The organism is Oceanobacillus alkalisoli (assembly GCF_021556485.1).
In the GTDB taxonomy this organism is placed as follows: Bacteria; Bacillota; Bacilli; order Bacillales; family Amphibacillaceae; genus Oceanobacillus; species Oceanobacillus alkalisoli.
Genome location: NZ_JAKGBW010000004.1, coordinates 146,064 through 166,018, shown reverse-complemented (window position 1 = coordinate 166,018; position 19,955 = coordinate 146,064). Strand labels below are relative to the sequence as shown.

Below are 19,955 nucleotides of genomic sequence, written 5' to 3'. Positions count from 1 at the left end.
AAGGTAAAAAGAAGAAAAAGTCACGTTGATTAAAAATGCCTTAAATGAAGGGCTGGAAATCAATCTAATCGCAAAGATAACCGGCAATCCAAAAGAAGAAATAGAAAAAATCGCCACGGAACTTAAAAAGTAATAAAAACAGACTCCAAATGAAAAGAGACGATCCAGCCGTATACTGAACCGTCTCTTTTCATTTCGTGAAAAACCTCAAAAATACCTATCTTTTCCCACTCATTCAATATATTTAAATCGCATTTCGTGATATAATTTAAGTCAATATATAAGGTGAGGGATTTATGATGCTGTTTATCGAAAAGATTAAAAACAAACTGAAGAAACCAGAATCGATGCATATCGATTTTCTGCCAGCAAAGTTTTTTGACAGTAAAAATTGGTTCCATCAACCGTCACTCATCGATCTTTCTATTGAAAATCATAAAATTCATCTGCAATCAAAAACAACGGACAGTACATATGTAAACTTTTGGGAGTCAAATTCCAACTATTCTAAGCTGGAAGAACGTCATAATAAACTCATCCTTCATCCTCAAAACTCAATTTTCATCGAAGGGCATACGACAAACTCGCTCAACTATCAAATCTACCTAATTGAATACGATGAAGAAAATCAGCAGACGAAAAAACATACAATTCAATTAAATCAGTTACAACAAATTACTCCGAAACCGACAACGAAGGCTGCCCGTTTAGCTATCCGTATCGCTGGAGAAGGGGAAATGGAGATACGCAATATTTTCACGTCACCATTTTTACCGGTGGAAAAGAAGGAGAAAACGTCGATTCGTCACCTGAATAACCTGACGTTCGCAGGAGTTTTGCCGCAAAGCGCGATCATAAGCCTGAATGCAGTCACCGAAGCAACTCGTCTGCAACCAGATGTTTATGAAAAAACGCTCGCAAACAATGTTCCTGATTTTATCCTTTTGGAAGCAGGAGAGCTGCAGGATGGCAATTGGGGAGACATACATGACCGGACTTCTCCAATTGGCAGGCTTATCCTTTGGTGCCAAACGTCAGACATTCCAATGATTGTCTGGCATAAACAAACAGCGGCACCGTATGAGAAACTTCAGGAACGGCTTGCCGATTTCAAATTCGTGCTCATCCATGATCCTGAAATCTATGACGCGTACAAACAGGCAGCCGGCGAAACACCAATACATCTTATTCCATACACAATAGGTGCACCTTCCATCGATGTTTTCAAAAAACACCCGACTGTAACGGTGCTGAGCCCAAGAATAGCCGAACCAGACACCGGCTTTGAAGCGGAATCAGCAACAGAACCAACAAAACAACCAACACGGAGCAAGCAGCTGCTTCATATCGAAACTATCCCAGCAGCCGCTAATATCGAAATACAAATCGAGGAACAACTTTCGAAGGGTAATCTTGTAATCTGTGAAAAATCTGCTTTGAAAAGCAATATTTTCCAAAATTTAGCACGAACTGTCGAAACGGAGACGGAACTCAAGCAATTGATCACTGACTATCAACATAATCCTGATAAAGCAGCTGATGATTATCGGGCAATCAGTCGCACCATACGATGGAAGCATAATTATCGTGATTTCATGCATTTTATTACGAAAAGTCTTAAAATCGAGCACTCGACAAGACTTCCATCCGCAACGATTATTTTTTCAATCCGAACGGAACAGGAATATCAAAACGTCGTCCGCACGATTGAAAAACAGACAGCGAACCGTGTCAACTGGATATTGTTTATCACACCATTCACAGGTTTCGAACAAGCAATCAACCATTTACTTGCCGCAGATAACATCAAAGTCTATATCGCAAGCTTTGCAGTTAAGAATTACTCGCTTGAGCAGCTGACGAAGAGTACGTACGTTGGAGTTGTAGACAGCAGCAGGGAATACGACGATTTTTACATCGAAGACAGTATCAACATGATGTATTACTTCCGAATGACTTCTTTTGTTGACTATTCCATCAAGAAAAATAAACCTGTATTTGCTCAATTCTTCCTAACGGCAAAAAACACGCATCAAACGCTTGCTAGTTTGCTGGAGACGTTCGTTCCAAAGGAGAAGATGAAGTGAAACGATTCAATATACTAATCCATCTCGCTGAAAGAACCTATGCAGCCCACTCGGATGCATTCTTTTCACTTTTAAACATACTAGCTGCTGACACAAGAATAAAAATTGATATTCTCGCGGAAACAACGGAGTTACTCGATGAAATCCAGGAATCCATCCCTGAGAATGCACGTAACAACAATCTATTTTCAGTAGCGAAACGCTCAGAAGAAAAGTCATCTGTCATCAATACGACAGAAAAAGCCATTACGTATTTAAAAATCATGGAAAAATTCGATACGCTCATTTGGATGGGGCAACTCGAGGAAGTGAACAAACTGACAAGAATCTCAGCCGAAAAAGTTATCCCCTTCCTGTCAGCAGAAGAGGAATCGGAAACGGGCAAGCTTGAAGTTTATCCATTTATACTCACGGATTCCATGGAGCGAAAGAAAATCTTAAATCATTCCAGCTCACTGCAGGAAAAGGTAATCTATTTACCAACTTGGAAAGTAAATGTCCCGGCTCGGACTCCTGCCTTCGTCAACAGACGCGGGATTGCCGAAATTTCTGCGGAAATGGAGACGACTGATTCCCTTCCTGAAGTTATGGAAAAAATTAAACTTGAAGCACCAACATTCGACTGGCGCTACAAAGGGAATGAGACGGATTATTATAGCCTGGACACGGAAACGGATATTGGAATCGTGCTGGAGGAGGATATCCATCCCTTCCTTGATTATGCTAAAAAAGGGAAGCCAGTCATCGTGCCGGAAAAGGAACTGTTTATCGCTTTACTTGGTGAGGATTATCCATTATTCATCCAGCACCCAAATGACTTAACAACGATTCTCCCCCAGTTACTTGCAAATGAGGAGATTTATTACGTAGCAACCAAAAAATGTTATACACTCGCTGAAAACTTTGATTATGAAAGAAACAAACAACAGCTACTCGAGACGATCCACTCCCTTAACAATAAACAAGAAACAATTCTATTTGCCGGGCATGATTTTAAATTCCTTTACCCGTTTATTGAAACGTGTGCCCGTGCTGGTAAGAAAGTGTTGCTAGATAATTGGAAAGGGCATAAGCGTCACAGCCGTAAGAAGAGTTTCGCATTGTTGGCGGAAGCAGATATCATTTTTTGTGAATGGGGACTTGGCAACGCAGTCTTTTACCAAAATCATGTGAAGCAGGGTCAAAAGCTGTATATCCGCGCTCATCGTCAGGAGCTGCAGACCGATTATTTGAAGAAAGTAAACTATCGGAAGGTCGAAAATGTTATTACGATCAGTCCGCAAATGCTCGAGGAGTTCCATCAGGTGCACCGGATTCCACGTAATAAGCTTACTTTAATTCCGAACATGGTCGATACGAAAAAGTTCCAGCTGGCGAAGAAAGACGATGCCAGATTTCATCTTGGCATGATTGGCATTATTCCGAAGTTAAAGCGAATCGACCGTGCAGTAGAAATTTTTGAACGTCTCTGGCAAGAGGATAATCGTTATAAACTCCATATTAAAGGTAGATTACCACAAGACTTGCCTTGGCTCGAGGAGCGTTCAGAGGAAATGGCTTATTTCCAGAAGGTTTTTGAAAAAATAGATCAAGCACCATGGAAAGAAAACATCATCTTTTCCCCGTTCGGCTCCGATATTCCCGAATGGCTGACAAACATTGGCGTCATTTTATCCACGAGTGATCTTGAAGCATTCCACCTCGCTCCAATGGAAGGGATGGCAAGCGGGGCAACACCGATTGTGTTCAATTGGGAAGGGGCAGATCTCATCTATCCTGAAGAATGCATCGTCACGAGCGTGGATGAAGCGGTGGAGAAAATTAAAAATCTCGAAATGAACGAACGAACGAAGCATCAGCACATTTACGAACGATACGACCTCCAAAATATTACAACAGAACTTATGGAGCTCGTTTTTAATTAAAAAGAGGGTATGCAGCCACACTAGGCCACGTACCCTCTAACACTATGCAAAATCCACCTAAGTCCACGCAAGAAAAATTATGACACCAATATTAAGTAACGTAATAATCAGTGCAATAGTCGGAATCAGCTTCTTCTCCCGTTTCGAAAAAAACGTAACCCCGATCATCACGACAGAAACAAACAGCCCAACAATAATGAAACTCGCTACAATATCTGAAATCGTCTCACTCGTGGCTTGCGAAAGCGGATCAAGTAGAATCATCGATAAACTCGTTATGATACTTGCAATGAGGAAAAGATAACTTCTCCAGGAAGTAACTTTACTGTCCCACAACATCACGGCCTCCTTTACTAATTTCTTTTTCTATTTTATCACGCATTTACGGTCTGTAATACCCCATCTTTAAACACAAGGGAAGTCCAATAAGATGGGGGAGATATACAGTCCGTAAATCCCTGATTCTGTTCAATTAACATTCAGTGAAGGGAAGGGATCCCCCACAGAATGAAGTTTCACTTTATCTCGCTTATCCTCCTAATTTACAAACATTTATTACCCAATTAATCCGAAATTAACATTCTCTATCTTAAAAGCCAAGAGGACTCCTTCCTCAAAATTCCATAGGATTTTAGGTGGGAGGTGAATTGGCGGTTTTGGCAGTTGAGAATATATAAAATATTGTCACCAAAATCCTTGTAACCTTCGTATTTTAATAGTGGCATTTCCCTCCCTTTTATGATATTATAAACAGTGCAGCACATACGTTCGAAAGACCGGTATCATTGATGGTAAAATAAAAGTAATCCCTAAGGCAAGACCGATGGGATAGCGGGGTTGGGTGTTTTTAGCACACCAATGTGTCAACTCCACTGGTGGTTAATCGTCATCTTGAAAGTCGATACCCCAGAAACCCCCACTTCAAGTTTCATAGAAACGAAGTGGTGGGAGTATTCATGTATAATAAAAAGTAAAGATGCATAGAATCGATATGTAGCCCAATCGAGAGGAGAATTTAATGAAAATACAGGCTGTTGCTGAGCGTGGTTATCCATTACAATTTCCCGAGAACACAATGTCTTCTTTTCAGGCAGCAATCGATTTGAACTTTTCCCATACAAAGATGGAGGTGCATCTGACCAAAGATGATATCCCTGTCGTCATGCGGGAGATGACCATTGACCGTGTAACGAGCGGCCGCGGTGAAATCAATCAATTTACCTACGCGGAACTTCTGAAGTTCACGATTAATCATGACGAACGGATTCCAACGCTTGCTGAAGTCATCCATCTAACAAAAGGCAAAATAATAACCGCTATCGAAATTAAACAGAGCGGTTTCTATTACGGCCTTGAGGAAAAAGTGTATGACCTTCTTCGCCAGCATCAAGCAATGGAAGATGTTTTCATCATTTCAGAAAATCATCATTCGCTCGCAAGACTGCGCATTTTATCAAAACAAATTAAGCTCGGATTACTTACTGACAAACCGGACACTCATGACTTCTTTTTACTGAAAGAACTGGATGCTTCTTATTATATGCTCACGTTCGACTTTCAAGCGATGCAAAAGCTCGATCTCGCAGTACTTAAGAGGATGAACATCCAGCCAATCGTCGGTACGATTCAAACGATTGAAGAAATGAAGTTTATGCAAAACTATCCGGAAGTTCTTGTTTCCACAACCGAACTGGAAAAATTCCAAGCAATCTGTTATCCGGAAACAATTGTAGACTGGAAGAAAGTGGGAATCTAATGGAAGAAAATCATGTACATTGCTTTTCCGATTATGCTTCCAGCAGCAGTATTAAAAATGAAACCCTCCCTTAAATATATACGAATCGCGTAAACATGGACCCTACCCCCGTCCATGTTTTTTAATTGGGGCAGAGGGTTCATGCATTTGTCCCGCGGTTGTTTAGGGTAGATGAAGCTGATATAATAGATTCAGAATTTACACTATTTCACCTCAACATTATATCCTCAGAAGGAAGTGAGAAATATGGCGAACCCCTTATTGGTCAAAGAAGAAACTTCTCGTTACCCCGAACGGAAGGTTAGGAAAGTGGAAAATCCGCATGATAAGCTTTTTAAAGAAACATTTAGTCATATTAAAGTAACAAAAAGTTTTTTACACTACTACTTACCGTCCACTATTCTGAATTTTCTTGACACAGACACATTGAAACTTGAGAAGGACAGCTTCATCAACAAAGAACTGGAAGAAAACTACTCCGATTTACTTTTCAGCACAGCTATTGCTGGGAAAAAAGGGTATGTATATTTCCTGTTCGAACACAAAAGTTATGCTGACCAAACCGTTACCTTTCAATTGTTGAAGTACATGGCGGAGCTTTGGGACGCAAAGATGCGGAAAGAGAACCTGAAAACAGTGCCACCTGTCATTCCATTAGTTTTGTATCACGGAAAATCAAATTGGGATACTCCTGATAAACTTAGTAAATTAATCGCAAATTATGACGACTTGCCACCGGAAATATGTCATTTTATTCCGAACTACCAATTCCTGCTTTTCGATTTCACCGATTATTTAGATGAAGAAATCAAGGGCGAGGCCCGAGTTCGGATCGTTATTACGATGCTCCGCGATATCCGTAAGGCAGAAACGATTCAAGAATTACTTGAAGTTATGGATAAAACCATTTTTTATTTACGGGAGTTAGAAGATAAACAGGCAGGTATAGAATACTTCGAGACGATGCTGCACTATATTTTTAGTGCAGCGACGAACGTGACACGAGGAAATATGGATGAAATTTCGAAAAAAATTAAACAAAATTATCCGGAAGGGAGCGGAATTATGATGAGTTTAGCAGATATGTTGCGTGAGGAAGGAAAGAAAGAAGGGAAGAAGCAAGGTGTAGAGGAAGGCAAACGAGAAATGAAAGAAATATTAGTTAAAAACTCGATAGAAAAGGGCTTAGATTTCCGTGTCATTGAAGAAATAACTGGTCTACCGCAAAAAGAAATCCAAAAAATCGCCAGCAATATCAAAGAATAATTTTTACTCCAACTAGAGGGTATGGAACCGAATCGACCGTGCTAACCAAGATCTACACCCTCTGAATCACAACTGGGACAGTTGCTCTGCCCCCGATGTCCCAGCCAAACATGGACCCTACCCCCGTCCATGTTTTTTATGTATAAGTATGCTAATATGATATATATTTGAAAGGGGATGGATATGATGAAAGTTGCAGTTTACCAAATGGAACTTGTACCGGGTTCCCCGCAGGATAACCGGGAGAAAGTGAGGCGCTGGGTTGAATCGGAAGTGAAAAATGATAAACCAGACCTTATCCTACTGCCTGAAATGTGGACGACCTCGTATGTGTTAGAGGAGCTCCAGACCATTGCAGACGAAGCGTTGGAGCCTACTAAAACGTTTTTAAGTGACTTAGCGAAGGAACATAACATCAATATCATCGGTGGCTCGATTGCCAACAAAGTAAATGATGAACTGTATAATACAAGTCTCGTCTTTGATCGTACTGGCAATCTCATTTATAAATATAGTAAAATGCACCTCGTTCCAATGTTGAATGAACCAGGATTTTTAACGGGCGGCAAGGAAAAAGTCCAGACCTTTGAACTGGATGGAATCCGCATGGGTGTCATCATTTGTTATGACCTGCGTTTCCCTGAGCTCGCGCGAAAGTTAGCTTTGGACGGGGCACAAGTATTATTCATCCCTGCCGAATGGCCGAAACCACGGACGAATCATTGGGTCAGCCTGCAACTAGCCCGTGCGATTGAAAATCAGATGTATGTCGTATCATCCAACAATGTCGGTACATTAAACGGAGTTGAATATACCGGAGCTTCTCTAATTGTTGACCCCTGGGGCGACGTACTAGCAAAAGGTTCAGAAGATAAAGAAGAAACATTACGAGGCACCATCCATCCAGAAAGAGTAACAGAAGTAAGAAAAAGCGTTCCAATTTTTGAAAGCCGTGTCCCGGAATTATATTAATAAACTGCCTGTTGCTTTCATACAGCGTAAATAATTTGCTCATTCTCTTGAAATGCTCTCTAATCACCGTTCAGTTGCTCGGTGGACGGATGCGCATCCTTAGGCACTGCCGGAGCTCCTCGGGCTGCCGCCCTGCGGGGTCTCCAGGCTCGTGCTGTTCCCGCAGGAGTCACCGTCCACCGGGCAACTGAACTGGTAAGACGGTTATTTTAAATAGAAATTATTCCGTCGCGATAAGGATTCAACTCCTGGAATATTAAACAGTAATCTAAATTCGACCTTTCCTGGGAGCAGTCCAGACACCTCGAGACTTCTGCGGGAGGATAGGCCTGGCGAGACCCCGCAGCGCGATAGCGCGAGGGGGCTTGCCGGCCGCTCAGCAGGTGCGAGAAGTGTCTGGACTGCGGACCTCCAGAAGAGAGTTTTGGACACTTACGCTGTATGAAAGTAATCAACAGCTTTATAAAGGAATAATTAGTTATTTCATGGCGCAAAAATTGAGTAAATAAACGAATAAAGAGGTTATGTCAATGGAATTTTCGAATCGCTTAAAGGAGTTGCCTGTTCAATTTTTCGCAACTCTCGTAGAAAAAGTGACAAAAGCATATGCAGAAGGCCGCGATGTTATTAATTTAGGGCAAGGGAACCCAGATCAGCCGACACCAACCCATATTGTAGAAGCTTTACAAAAAGCGGCGGCAGATCCAAATTCACATCAATACTCACCGTTTCGCGGTACAGTGGAATTGAAGCAAGCAGCAGCTGACTTTTATAAACGGGAATACAATGTCGAACTCGACCCGGAAACAGAAGTCGCTGTTTTATTCGGTACAAAAATCGGTTTAGTCGAATTACCCCTCGCCTTAATGAATGAAGGAGAGATGATGTTACTGCCGGACCCTGGCTATCCAGACTATCTGTCTGGTGTGAAGCTTGCGAATGTGCGGCATGAAGTGATGCCATTACTTCATGAAAATGCATTTCTGCCAGATTATGACAAGCTAACGCCGAAACAGCTAGAAGAAGCGAAATTATTATACTTAAATTATCCGAATAATCCTACGGGAGCTATTGCTTCTAAGGAATTTTTCGAAAAGACGGCACAGCTAGGCCGGGAACACGGCATTGGAATCGTTCATGATATTGCGTACGGTGCGATTGGCTTTGATGGGAAGAAACCGGTTAGTTTTCTTGAGGCAGCAGGTGCGAAAGATATCGGGATTGAGCTGTATACGTTATCGAAAACATATAATATGGCCGGCTGGCGTGTTGGCTTTGCGGTCGGGAATGCGAAAATGATTGAAGCGATCAATCTCTTGCAAGACCATTTATTTGTTAGTCTGTTCCCAGCTGTACAACATGCGGCAGCAATTGCTTTAACCGAGGAACAGTCAAGCGTAAAAAGGTTAGTCGAGTTATATGAGAACAGGAGAAATACATTAATTGCAGCATGTAAACGCATTGGCTGGGAAGTAGAGGCTCCTAGTGGATCGTTCTTTGCTTGGCTGCCGGTTCCAGAAGAATATACGAGTGAAGAGTTTGCCGACTTGCTGTTGGACGAAGCGGATGTGGCCGTTGCTGCAGGAAATGGCTTCGGTGCATACGGGGAAGGTTATATCCGGGTTGGCTTACTCGTTGACGAAGCACGTTTGAAGGAAGCAATCGAACGGATTGAAAAACTGAATATTTTCCCTGACCGAAAAGGTGAAGAAATTAAAAGTTGACGGAATACGATTTTTGCTGTACTCTATATCAATAGAATTAAATAGCTTATATCTCTTATCAAGAGTAGCTGAGGGACTGGCCCGTTGAAGCTCGGCAACCTTTTTATGGTCAACATAAAACAGGTGCTAATTCCAGCAAAACGTCATGTTTTGAAAGATGAGAGAGGACAACTTGCATACATACAAGCCTCTCTTTCTTTGTAAAAAAGAGAGGCTATTTTAATACAAAAAATGTATCACCGACTATTTTTATATCTGGAGACGATTTGGAAGGGAAAGATAGATAGATGATCAAATTAGATAACATCACGAAGATATTCCCATCTAAGAATGGGGATGTGGCAGCAGTCAATAATGTCAGCCTTCATGTGGAAAAAGGTGAAATCCACGGTGTCATTGGTTACAGTGGTGCAGGAAAAAGTACGTTGATCCGGCTCGTCAATTTACTGGAAAAGCCAAACAGCGGAACGGTAACGATCAATGGTACAGAGCTAACAGCTTTATCAAATGAAAACTTGCGGAAAACACGACAGAAGATCGGCATGATTTTCCAGCATTTCAATTTGATGAAGACTGCCACCGTTTATGAGAACGTGGCAACTCCGCTTAAACTTCTCGGCTACAACAAAGAAGAAGTGAAGAAACGTGTCGAAAAATATTTGGAGATTGTTGATTTAGGAGACAGAAAGAACAATTACCCATCTCAACTCTCTGGTGGACAAAAGCAACGGGTCGCCATTGCGCGTGCATTATCACAGGAACCGGAAATTCTGCTGAGTGACGAAGCGACAAGTGCCCTTGACCCCGAAACAACCAATTCCATTCTTGATTTACTCCTTAAGATTAATGAAGAACTTGGAATAACGATCTTACTCATTACCCATGAGATGAGTGTAATCCAGAAGATTTGTGACGGTGTAACGGTTCTAGAAAATGGGGAAATTGTCGAACAGCGCTCCACCATCGAATTATTCACCGATCCTCGTCATAAAACGACAAAGCGGTTTTTAGATACCATTTCGCAGCGTAAATTATCTGCATCCCTCATCAGCCAATTGAAACTAAATGGTACGGTGACAAGCCTGACCTTTATCGGGGAAAGTGCTGGGGAGCCGCTGCTCGCACAAGTAATTGAAAAGTTTAACGTAAAGCCGAATATTTTAACGGCAAATATTATGGAATTGAAAAACGGTATCGTCGGAAATTTGATCCTTCATCTTATCGGCGAACCGGAACAAATCAACGCCTCCTTGAAGTTCTTAAACGAACAAGGGGTCGCGACAGAAGAAGTGGAGGGAGAATAAAATGGGAAACTTTATCGAACAATGGCTGCCAATTATTGGACAAGCCGTCATGGAAACATTTCAAATGGTCATCATCTCACTGTTTTTCGCGATCTTAATCGGAGTGCCATTAGGAATACTCGTTGTGCTGACGCGACCAGGCCAATCATTGGAAAATAAGTTCGTCTATCAATTCCTGAACTTAGTAATTAACATCGTCCGCTCGATTCCGTTTATTATTTTATTATTCTTCATCCTGCCATTTACAAAATTCTTGGTCGGAACAACAATTGGAGTACAAGGCGTTATCGTGCCGCTTGTTATTTATACAGCGCCATACCTTGCACGCTTACTGGAAAGCTCGCTCCTTGAAGTAGATAGCGGAATTATTGAAGCATATAAAGCAATGGGGATTAAAACGCATAAAATTATTTGGAGCGTCATGCTCCGGGAAGCCCGTCCATCGATCATCTTAGGCTTAACGATTGTAACAATCAGCTTGATCGGTGCAACCGCAATGGCCGGCCTCGTTGGAGCAGGCGGACTCGGTGACTTGGCATATCGTTTCGGTCACTTGCGTTATGAAGTGGACGTCATGTATGCGACGGTCTTTATCTTGATCATCCTTGTTCAAGGAATCCAGTCTCTCGGTAACCGGATTGCTGCACGTCTCAAGAAGGATTAATGGGAAGAAGAAAGCTCAACTTTTAAGGGGGGAGAGGTCTTGACGACTACGACAAAGACGACAGACGCATTTATTGCGAACTTGGAGATAGAGGAAGACTTTCCTTTTCGTGTGGAAGAGTTAGAGGCAAAAGCGAAAGAGAAAATGTCGAAAAACGCATTTGGCTACACCCGTTCTGGAGGCGGAGGGGAGGAGACATTGCGGAAAAACATCGCATCGTTCGAGAAGTATTCGATTGTTCCCCAATATTTAAATGATGTTTCGAATGTGGACACGACTATAGAATTATTTGGTCATACGTACCGTCATCCATTCTTGCTTGCTCCGATCGGGATGCTTAAAACAACGCATGAAGAGGCAGAACTTGCGGTTGCAAAAGCAGCTGCAAAACTGGATGTACCTTATATCCAAAGCACCGTTTCCAGTTACTCGATCGAGGAAGTAAAGGAAGTTTCAGGAAATAGTCCGAAATGGTTCCAGCTGTACTGGTCCAATAACGAAGCTATTTCCTTTAATATGGTAAAACGTGCAGAAGAAGCAGGCTATCAAGCAATCGTTCTAACGGTTGATACGACAATGTTTGGCTGGCGTGAAGAAGATATGAGCAACCGTTTCTCCCCGCTGAAAGCAGGTTACGGGAAAGCGAATTATATTACAGATGAAGTCTTCCGCTCCACTTTAAAGCAGGACGATGAGGCATCTGTTGTGGAAGAGATTTTGCAAAATATTTATCATCCGACACTAAGCTGGAAGCATGTTGCCGAGCTGAAGAAACGCACGTCCCTTCCAATTTTACTAAAAGGAATCTTGCACCCGACAGATGCAAGACTTGCAATTGAAAGTGGTGTTGATGGCATTATCGTCTCAAACCATGGTGGCCGGCAGCTGGATGGCGTTATCTCTAGCATTGACGCGCTTCCTGCCATTCTGGAAGAAGCAGGGGGAGAAGTTCCAATTTTAATCGATAGTGGGATTCGCCGCGGCGCAGATGTCGTGAAAGCACTTGTGCTCGGTGCGGACGCCGTCTTACTCGGCAGACCTTATGCATATGGTTTAGCTCTCGGCGGACAAGCTGGAGTTGAAAAAGTACTCACCAACTTTATTCAGCAGTCGAGATCATCCCTTGCTCTTGCAGGTGCATCTAGTGTGAAAGCAGCCCGCAATATTCATATTGTGAAAGATTAAGCGAAGAGAGCGAAAAGGAGACCGTTAGCATGACTTCAGCAATTGTAAAAGGCGCACCAGGTCATTACCGGATTGGAGCCGATGTTTTAAAAGAATTACCGACACGTCTTGCAGCTTTAGATATAAAAAATATTCATATCGTAAGTGGAAGAAAGGCCTGGGAGGCCGCTTCACCGTATCTGCCAGAAGAACTCAGTCGTTCCGCAATAACTTTCGTTGATGGACCTTGTACCTTAGAAACAGTAGAACAACTAGCAACGCTGTATAAACGCGAAGCAGTCGATGCCGTCATCGGAATCGGTGGAGGAACAGCTCTTGATATTGCAAAGGCAGCAGCCGTACAAGCTGGCATCAAGTCGGTTCTCATTCCGACAATCGCAGCGACATGTGCAGCCTGGACACCGCTAAGTGTTTTCTATGAAGCAGACGGAACCCATTCTCACTATACAGAGTTTCCATTAGCGAACACACTTGTCCTCATAGAACCAGCGATTATCGCCGCTTCACCGATTGAATATTTGAAAGCAGGTATCGGTGACACGCTGGCAAAATATTATGAAGCAGATGCGTTAGTCCGCCGCTTTTACAAGGATGAGGAGCTGCCTGTTTGGCTGCAAGTTTCCCAATTTGCAGCACTTGCATGCCGTGATATTTTACTGAAAGACGGGAAAGCTGCACTCGAATCCGTCTCTGAAAAGAAAGTGACAGATGCGCTTATTCGTGTTATCGAAACAATCATTATGACAGGCGGCATGGTCGGCGGATTCGGGGAAAAAGCAGGCCGGATTGCCGGTGCCCACTCGGTTCATAACGGCTTAACGGAAGCTCCAAGTATGAAAGATTTCCTCCACGGATCAATCGTTGCTTACGGTACGTTAGTTCAGCTCGCGATTGAGGGAAAAGAGGATGAACTCAACAAACTTCTCGAGTACTACGAAGAATGGGATTTTCCAACATCATTAAAAGATTTAGCCGTAGATATACATGACGCGGAAATTTTGGGAAGAATAATGAAAAAGATTTTACTTCCGCAAGAATCAATCCATTTAATGGAGGAAAAAGTAACAGAAGACATCTTGGAAAAAGCAATCTTCCATGTCGAAAATAAAAAGTGAAAGAATGAGGGAAAGTAAATGAAAAAAATATTATTGACAGCAATTCTTGCAAGTGTGTTCGTTCTATTCGCTGCTTGTGGCGGCGGCTCGGACGATGAAGCAGCGGAAGGTTTACTGGAAGACGGCAAGCTCACCGTTGGAGTAACAGCAGGACCACATGAAGAAATTTTAGAAAAAGTAAAAGAGCTTGCAGCAGAAGAAGATTTAACGATTGAAATTGTATCATTCAGTGACTATGTCATGCCGAACGTGAGTCTATCAGAAGAGGAACTTGATCTCAACAGTTTCCAAACCGAGCCATTTTTTGATCATATGAATGAAGAACGTGGACTAGATTTAGTAAAAGTAGCAGACACGGTAACATTCCCAATGGGAATTTATTCTGATAAAATAACGGATATCGCGGATTTAGAAGACGGTGCAAGTATTGCTTTACCAAGTGACCCGACAAACAGTGGACGTGCGTTATTATTATTCGAACAAGCTGGCTTAATCACGCTAGAAGAAGGACTCGGCGTGAACGCTACGGTCAATGATATTGCGGAAAACGAACATAACTATGAATTCATTGAGCTTGATCCAGCTCAAATCCCGCGTCAGCTTGGCGAAGTGGATATCGCAGCAATCAACTCGAACTTTGCAATGGATGCAGGACTTGTACCTGGTGAAGACTCCATCTTCATCGAGCAAGACTCCACATTCGTTAACCTAATTGCCGTTCGCGCAGAAAACGAAGACGACCCAGCCGTTCAACAGTTCATCGACATTTACCAATCTGAAGAGGTTGAACAATTCGTCGAGGAAACATACCAAGGATCTATTCTTACTGGGTGGTAAGAATTTGAGTTGAATCTTATGATAAACAAACGAAAAAAGCGGGTAAAGTCATCAATGGATGATTTTACTCGCCTTTTTTATTTAATAGGAGTTCTCAAGCGCCCGTTTGATCTGGATTAGAATACGTTCGGGAGTTTAAAGGGCTTCTAAACGACGATTTAATCCAAAATTGGTTACGTTCGGGTATATAGAAGCGCTCTAATCGCCTGTTTAAAGACGATTCTGTTTTGTTCGGGCAGAGCCTATCAACACCCGAAGGCCCTATCTTTAATCTAATTTGGGTAATAAGATTCTATATCCCACCAAAAATTTACTCTGAATAAAAAAACAAGTCCCCCAGCTTATTACATGGAAGCTATCAACCCCAAGATCCTCGGTCTCTTCAGCCCTATTCATGAAGATTATTTCTATACCAATATTCATCGGCAGATTTGTCTCAATATTATGTGATTTCGTAGCGTGATTTTTAAACTTGCATGTTCCAGTTAGATTGTTTATATTATATTTTCGACTTGTCGGATCTTTGATTTTGCTTTTTTGTAATGAAGTGTAATGAGTAGCGTACAAACGAGCAAACTAAAGATACTGACAAGTTTTTTATCGTAAAAAACGATAAAGCAAAGGTGATATGGCTAACTATATTAACTAGCAGCAGCCACGTCCAGCTAAACGGGCGCTTTCGCCTTTGTTTGTGTTCATGCGGGGAAGCTCGCTATATTTACAAACAACTAGAATTTAGAGGGAGGTCAACATGTCAAATTTAAATCACGAAAACACATTACTTTCAGCGAAGGATCAGAAGGCTCGCAGAAGATCCCTCATGGGAGCGGCGTTTTTAATGGCAACATCTGCAGTGGGGCCGGGATTCCTCACGCAAACAGCAGTATTTACAGAATCGCTTCTGGCAAGCTTTGGCTTTGTCATATTCGTTTCGATTCTATTAGATATAGGTGCACAGCTTAATGTCTGGCGCATTATCAGTGTTTCAGGACTGCGCGGTCAAGAAATTGCGAATAAAGTACTGCCAGGTTTAGGTGCCATTGTAGCTGTCTTTATCGTTATTGGCGGTCTTGCCTTTAATATCGGAAATATCGGTGGGACAGGCTTAGGGGTTAACGTTGTCTTGGGAGTTGATCCGAAAATCGGCGCATTAATTTCTGCTGCGCTTGCTATCATTATATTTTTATCAAAAGAAGCTGGGGCAGCGATGGACCGGATGGTATACATTTTAGGAGGGTTGTTAGTTCTTCTGATCGGCTATGTCATGTTCGTTAGTCAACCACCGATAGGAGAAGCGATTCATCGGACGTTCGTGCCGCTTGAGCTCGATGTATATGCGATTATTACCATTGTCGGAGGTACGGTTGGCGGGTATATTACATTTTCCGGTGGCCACCGTTTACTCGATGCAGGCATTACTGGAAAAGCAGCAATTCCGGAAGTGAAAAGAACGGCTGTACTCGGCATTAGTGTTGCTTCACTCGTGCGAATTCTGCTTTTCTTAGCTGTATTAGGAGTTGTTTCCCAAGGAGTTGCCCTTAATCCGAGCAATCCCGCAGCAACTGTTTTCCAATCAGCAGCTGGTGATATTGGTTATCGATTATTCGGAGTCGTTCTCTGGGTTGCCGGGATTACCTCCGTCATTGGAGCAGCCTATACATCTGTATCCTTCCTGAGATCCTTCCATCCGATCATTGATAAATTTCATAAATACTGGATTATCGGATTTATAATCTTTTCAACCGCCGTATTTGTGGTGATTGGTGAAGCTACGACATTGCTTGTGCTTGCTGGAGCGGTAAATGGCTTGATTCTGCCGCTTGTCTTAGGTTCGATGCTGCTTGCCGCCCATAACAAGAAGATTATGGGAGACTACAAGCATCCGGTATGGCTGACGATATTCGGGGCGCTAGTTGTCATCTTAACTGCCATACTCGGAGTTCGTACATTGATTCAAATGCTCCCACAGTTTTTCTAATCATGATAGAATAAAGAGACACACATGGAAAACGTGAAATTATGATAGAAATGGTGAAAGCGATGTTTGAAATCAGTCTGTACGGGGACAGGGGAATTCGAATTCAGTTGGGAACTACAATTTCAAAAAAGACGAACGAACGTATCCGAAATTTCTCTGCCCTTTTGGAAAAAGAAAGTATCTCTGGCATCATCGAATGGATTCCAGCTTATACAGCATTATCGATTTACTATGACCCGCTTTTGATTCCATACGATTCCTTAAAGAATCGTATGGAATCTCTATATGAAAAACTTTCACTCGTAGCATTGCCCCCACCGATAATTACGGAGATACCCGTCTATTATGGGGAGGAATACGGGCCAGATCTCGGATTTGTCGCCGAACATAACGGGCTTACTACGGACGAGGTCATCGATATTCACACGAGTAGCAATTATCTGATCTACATGATGGGTTTTTCTCCTGGTTTTCCATATCTTGGAGGGATGTCAAAGAAAATCGCCACCCCAAGGCTTATCTCACCTCGGGCAAACGTTCCTGCAGGGGCTGTTGGGATAGCCGGAGCTCAAACGGGAATCTATTCCATGGAGAGTCCGGGAGGCTGGCAGATTATCGGCAGGACCCCATTGAAATTATATCATCCACTTCGTCATCAACCGATTCTGCTCCGGTCAGGAGATTATATTCGGTTCTCTTCTATAACAAAAACAGAATTTGAAGAAATCGAGATAGCTGTATCACGTGGAACCTACCAGCCGAATGTTATACAGCACGAGGGAGAGTGAGTGGCATGGAAAAATATCTAGTCGATTTAAACAGTGATTTAGGCGAAAGCTTTGGTGCATACCAGATTGGTCAAGATGAATTCGTGATGAAATATATTACTTCAGCCAATATTGCAGCAGGCTACCATGCTGGTGATCACAATGTGATCAGGCATGCGGTAAAACAAGCAGCTGAAAACAATGTCGGAATTGGTGTCCACCCAGGATTCCAGGATCTGCAAGGATTTGGCAGACGCATCCTTCACGTGGAACCAGAGGAGATCTATAATCTGATTGTTTATCAGATTGGTGCTGTTCAGTCTTTTGCCCAGCTGTATAATCAAAAGCTGAATCATATAAAACCGCACGGAGCCCTATATAATCTAGCAGCAAAAGACGCACGACAGGCGCAAGCAATTGCTCAGGCGGTTTATGATGTTGATCCCGCTCTTATCCTGTTTGGGCTTGCAGGCAGTGAGCTTATAAAAGCGGGAGAAGCGGCTGGTCTACAAGTTGCGAATGAAGTTTTTGCCGATCGTACTTATCAGCCGGACGGGTCGCTCACACCTAGAACGGAAGCAAATGCAATGATCGAAGACCCGAAAGAAGCGGTGCGCCGGGTGATCCGGATGGTGCAAGAGGGGAAAGTGGAAGCGGTAGACGGAAGTGATGTGGCGATTAAGGCAGACACCATCTGTGTGCATGGTGATACAGATGCAGCTTTGGCCTTTGTAATGGAACTGCAGCAAGGACTCGTTCGAAACGGGATTACGATAAAAAGAGTGGGGAAGTAAATGGAAAAAGCAATGATTGAAGTAATCAAGCCAGGGCTTGCAACGTCTGTTCAGGATTTAGGACGGAGCGGCTATCAGCAATTAGGAATGGTAGTGGCAGGTGCAATGGACCATTTCGCCCTTCAAGTTGGAAATATTCTTGTTGGAAACAGACGAAATGCAGCAGGTCTTGAAGTTGTCTTAATGGGGCCGAAACTAAAGTTTTTAAAAGACACGGTCATTGCCATTTGCGGTGCCGACCTGTCGCCTGCAGTTGACGGCACCCCGATTCAATTATGGAAATCCTATTCACTTTATGCAGGGCAGACCTTATCCTTTGGAAAGCCTGTCACAGGAACGTACGCTTATATTGCAGTGAGCGGCGGGATTCAGACGCCGGAAATAATGGGAAGCCGGTCAACTTATGTAAAAGCAAAAATCGGTGGATTAAATGGGGAATATCTTGTAAAAGGCGATAGACTGCCAACGGGGGACCCCATAATGAAAAGTTCAGGCAGAGTGCTCCCTTCTCGTCTCGTTCCAGATTATGATAAGCAAAGGAACATCCGCGTGATTCTTGGTCCTGACGCCAAAGCTTTTACAAAACAAGGAATCCGTACATTTTTAACAGGAACTTACAAAAAGTCATCACAAACAGACCGGATGGGGACCCGGCTAATCGGACCGGAAATTACGCATGCAAATGAGGCGGATATTATATCTGACGCAACTTTCCCCGGAGCAATCCAAGTACCGGCGAATGGTCAGCCCATTATTTTGCTAGCTGACAGGCAGCCAACAGGCGGGTACACAAGAATTGCCACCGTCATAACGGAGGATATCTCAAGAGCAGCGCAGATTCAGCCAGGAAAAGAATTGACATTCGAAGCAGTTACGCTTGAATTCGCCCAAGAATTATATATATGCCGCGAGCGCCTGCTGAAATGGCTCAGCATAGCGGGACGAGAAGTCCATCCTTAATGAACGGAGTAGGATAGACGACCCGTCCCGTTTCTTCTATTATTTTCTACCTTTTTAACCCCATGTTCATGATAGAACAGAACTTCCTCCAGGCTGTTCGCCGTCCAGATTAACAATACCCGTCAGATCTATAATTTGAGCAGGCTCCTAGGTTTTCGTGCCTAATTTGTCTAATAGGAGCCTTCTATTAGACAGAATCCTAGGCGTGGAGCAGAGTCTGTCCGATAGAGCTCCTGTCAGAGACAAAATCCCGTGCGTGCAGCAGAATCTGTCTGATAGAGCTCCTGTCAGAGACAAAATCCCGTGCATGTAGCAGAATCTGTCTGATAGAGCTCCTGTCAGAGACAAAATCCCGCGCATGTAGCAGAATCTGTCCGATAGAGCTCCTGTCAGAGACAAAATCCCGCGCATGTAGCAGAATCTGTCCGATAGGGCTCCTGTCAGAGACAAAATCCCATGCATGCAGCAGAATCTGTCTGATATAGCTCCTGTCAGAGACAAAATCCCGTGCATGCAGCAGAATCTGTCCGATAGAGCTCCTGTCAGAGACAAAATCCCATGCATGCAGCAGAATCTGTCTGATATAGCTCCTGTCAGAGACAAAATCCCGTGCCTGTAGCA

The 19,955-nt window shown here is 43.0% G+C and carries 16 protein-coding genes and 1 riboswitch; of the genes, 15 read left to right on the top strand and 1 reads right to left on the bottom strand.

Going from position 1 to position 19,955, the window contains the following annotated elements:
- Positions 1 to 296 precede the first annotated feature (296 nt).
- Together LZD48_RS06015 and LZD48_RS18860 are read left to right on the top strand one after the other, a co-directional pair.
- Complete coding sequence (locus tag LZD48_RS06015; protein ID WP_235761840.1) at positions 297 to 2,087, top strand: hypothetical protein; 1,791 nt, start codon at positions 297 to 299, stop codon at positions 2,085 to 2,087.
- A complete protein-coding gene (locus LZD48_RS18860; protein ID WP_235761839.1) occupies positions 2,084 to 4,012 on the top strand; it encodes a glycosyltransferase family 4 protein in 1,929 nt (642 codons plus the stop codon). Before LZD48_RS06015 ends, LZD48_RS18860 begins: the two co-directional genes overlap by 4 nt.
- 57 nt (positions 4,013 to 4,069) lie before the next feature.
- On the opposite strand, the gene LZD48_RS06005 is transcribed toward LZD48_RS18860, so the two are convergent.
- Positions 4,070 to 4,351, bottom strand: a complete 282-nt coding sequence (locus tag LZD48_RS06005; protein WP_235761838.1) for a hypothetical protein — start codon at positions 4,349 to 4,351, stop codon at positions 4,070 to 4,072.
- A 679-nt stretch (positions 4,352 to 5,030) separates the two neighbouring features.
- Here LZD48_RS06005 and LZD48_RS06000 point away from each other — a divergent pair.
- The 13 genes from LZD48_RS06000 (at position 5,031) to LZD48_RS05940 (ending at position 19,334) form a co-directional block, all read left to right on the top strand.
- A complete protein-coding gene (locus LZD48_RS06000; RefSeq protein ID WP_235761837.1) occupies positions 5,031 to 5,768 on the top strand; it encodes a glycerophosphodiester phosphodiesterase in 738 nt (245 codons plus the stop codon).
- A gap of 246 nt (positions 5,769 to 6,014) precedes the next feature.
- Entirely contained in the window at positions 6,015 to 7,034 is a 1,020-nt protein-coding gene (locus tag LZD48_RS05995) for an Rpn family recombination-promoting nuclease/putative transposase (protein WP_235761836.1), read from the top strand.
- A 186-nt stretch (positions 7,035 to 7,220) separates the two neighbouring features.
- A complete protein-coding gene (locus LZD48_RS05990) occupies positions 7,221 to 8,006 on the top strand; it encodes a carbon-nitrogen family hydrolase (RefSeq protein ID WP_235761835.1) in 786 nt (261 codons plus the stop codon).
- A gap of 530 nt (positions 8,007 to 8,536) precedes the next feature.
- Entirely contained in the window at positions 8,537 to 9,730 is a 1,194-nt protein-coding gene (locus tag LZD48_RS05985) for a pyridoxal phosphate-dependent aminotransferase (RefSeq protein WP_305082615.1), read from the top strand.
- Between the two features lie 52 nt (positions 9,731 to 9,782).
- A riboswitch (SAM riboswitch) is annotated at positions 9,783 to 9,894 on the top strand.
- Positions 9,895 to 10,017: 123 nt separating this feature from the next.
- On the top strand, positions 10,018 to 11,034 hold the full coding sequence (locus LZD48_RS05980) for a methionine ABC transporter ATP-binding protein (protein WP_235761833.1): 1,017 nt from the start codon (positions 10,018 to 10,020) through the stop codon (positions 11,032 to 11,034).
- A gap of 1 nt (position 11,035) precedes the next feature.
- Positions 11,036 to 11,698 carry a methionine ABC transporter permease gene (locus LZD48_RS05975; protein ID WP_235761832.1) on the top strand — a complete coding sequence of 221 codons (663 nt, stop codon included), beginning with the start codon at positions 11,036 to 11,038 and terminating at the stop codon, positions 11,696 to 11,698.
- Positions 11,699 to 11,737: 39 nt separating this feature from the next.
- The gene (locus LZD48_RS05970; RefSeq protein WP_235761831.1) at positions 11,738 to 12,883 is read left to right on the top strand and encodes an alpha-hydroxy-acid oxidizing protein; all 1,146 of its coding nucleotides are present in this window, start codon (positions 11,738 to 11,740) and stop codon (positions 12,881 to 12,883) included.
- Positions 12,884 to 12,912: 29 nt separating this feature from the next.
- The gene (locus LZD48_RS05965; protein ID WP_235761830.1) at positions 12,913 to 13,998 is read left to right on the top strand and encodes an iron-containing alcohol dehydrogenase family protein; all 1,086 of its coding nucleotides are present in this window, start codon (positions 12,913 to 12,915) and stop codon (positions 13,996 to 13,998) included.
- An 18-nt stretch (positions 13,999 to 14,016) separates the two neighbouring features.
- Positions 14,017 to 14,835, top strand: coding sequence for a MetQ/NlpA family ABC transporter substrate-binding protein (locus LZD48_RS05960; RefSeq protein ID WP_235761829.1), 819 nt, complete (start codon positions 14,017 to 14,019; stop codon positions 14,833 to 14,835).
- 751 nt (positions 14,836 to 15,586) lie between these two features.
- Positions 15,587 to 16,813 carry an NRAMP family divalent metal transporter gene (locus LZD48_RS05955; protein ID WP_310739780.1) on the top strand — a complete coding sequence of 409 codons (1,227 nt, stop codon included), beginning with the start codon at positions 15,587 to 15,589 and terminating at the stop codon, positions 16,811 to 16,813.
- 41 nt (positions 16,814 to 16,854) lie between these two features.
- On the top strand, positions 16,855 to 17,601 hold the full coding sequence (gene pxpB, locus LZD48_RS05950; RefSeq protein WP_235761828.1) for a 5-oxoprolinase subunit PxpB: 747 nt from the start codon (positions 16,855 to 16,857) through the stop codon (positions 17,599 to 17,601).
- Positions 17,602 to 17,606: 5 nt separating this feature from the next.
- Positions 17,607 to 18,374 carry a LamB/YcsF family protein gene (locus LZD48_RS05945; RefSeq protein WP_235761827.1) on the top strand — a complete coding sequence of 256 codons (768 nt, stop codon included), beginning with the start codon at positions 17,607 to 17,609 and terminating at the stop codon, positions 18,372 to 18,374.
- Positions 18,375 to 19,334 (top strand): 5-oxoprolinase subunit C family protein, encoded by a 960-nt coding sequence (locus tag LZD48_RS05940; protein ID WP_235761826.1) that lies wholly within the window; start codon positions 18,375 to 18,377, stop codon positions 19,332 to 19,334. It abuts the gene before it with no gap.
- The last annotated feature ends 621 nt before the right edge of the window (positions 19,335 to 19,955 follow it).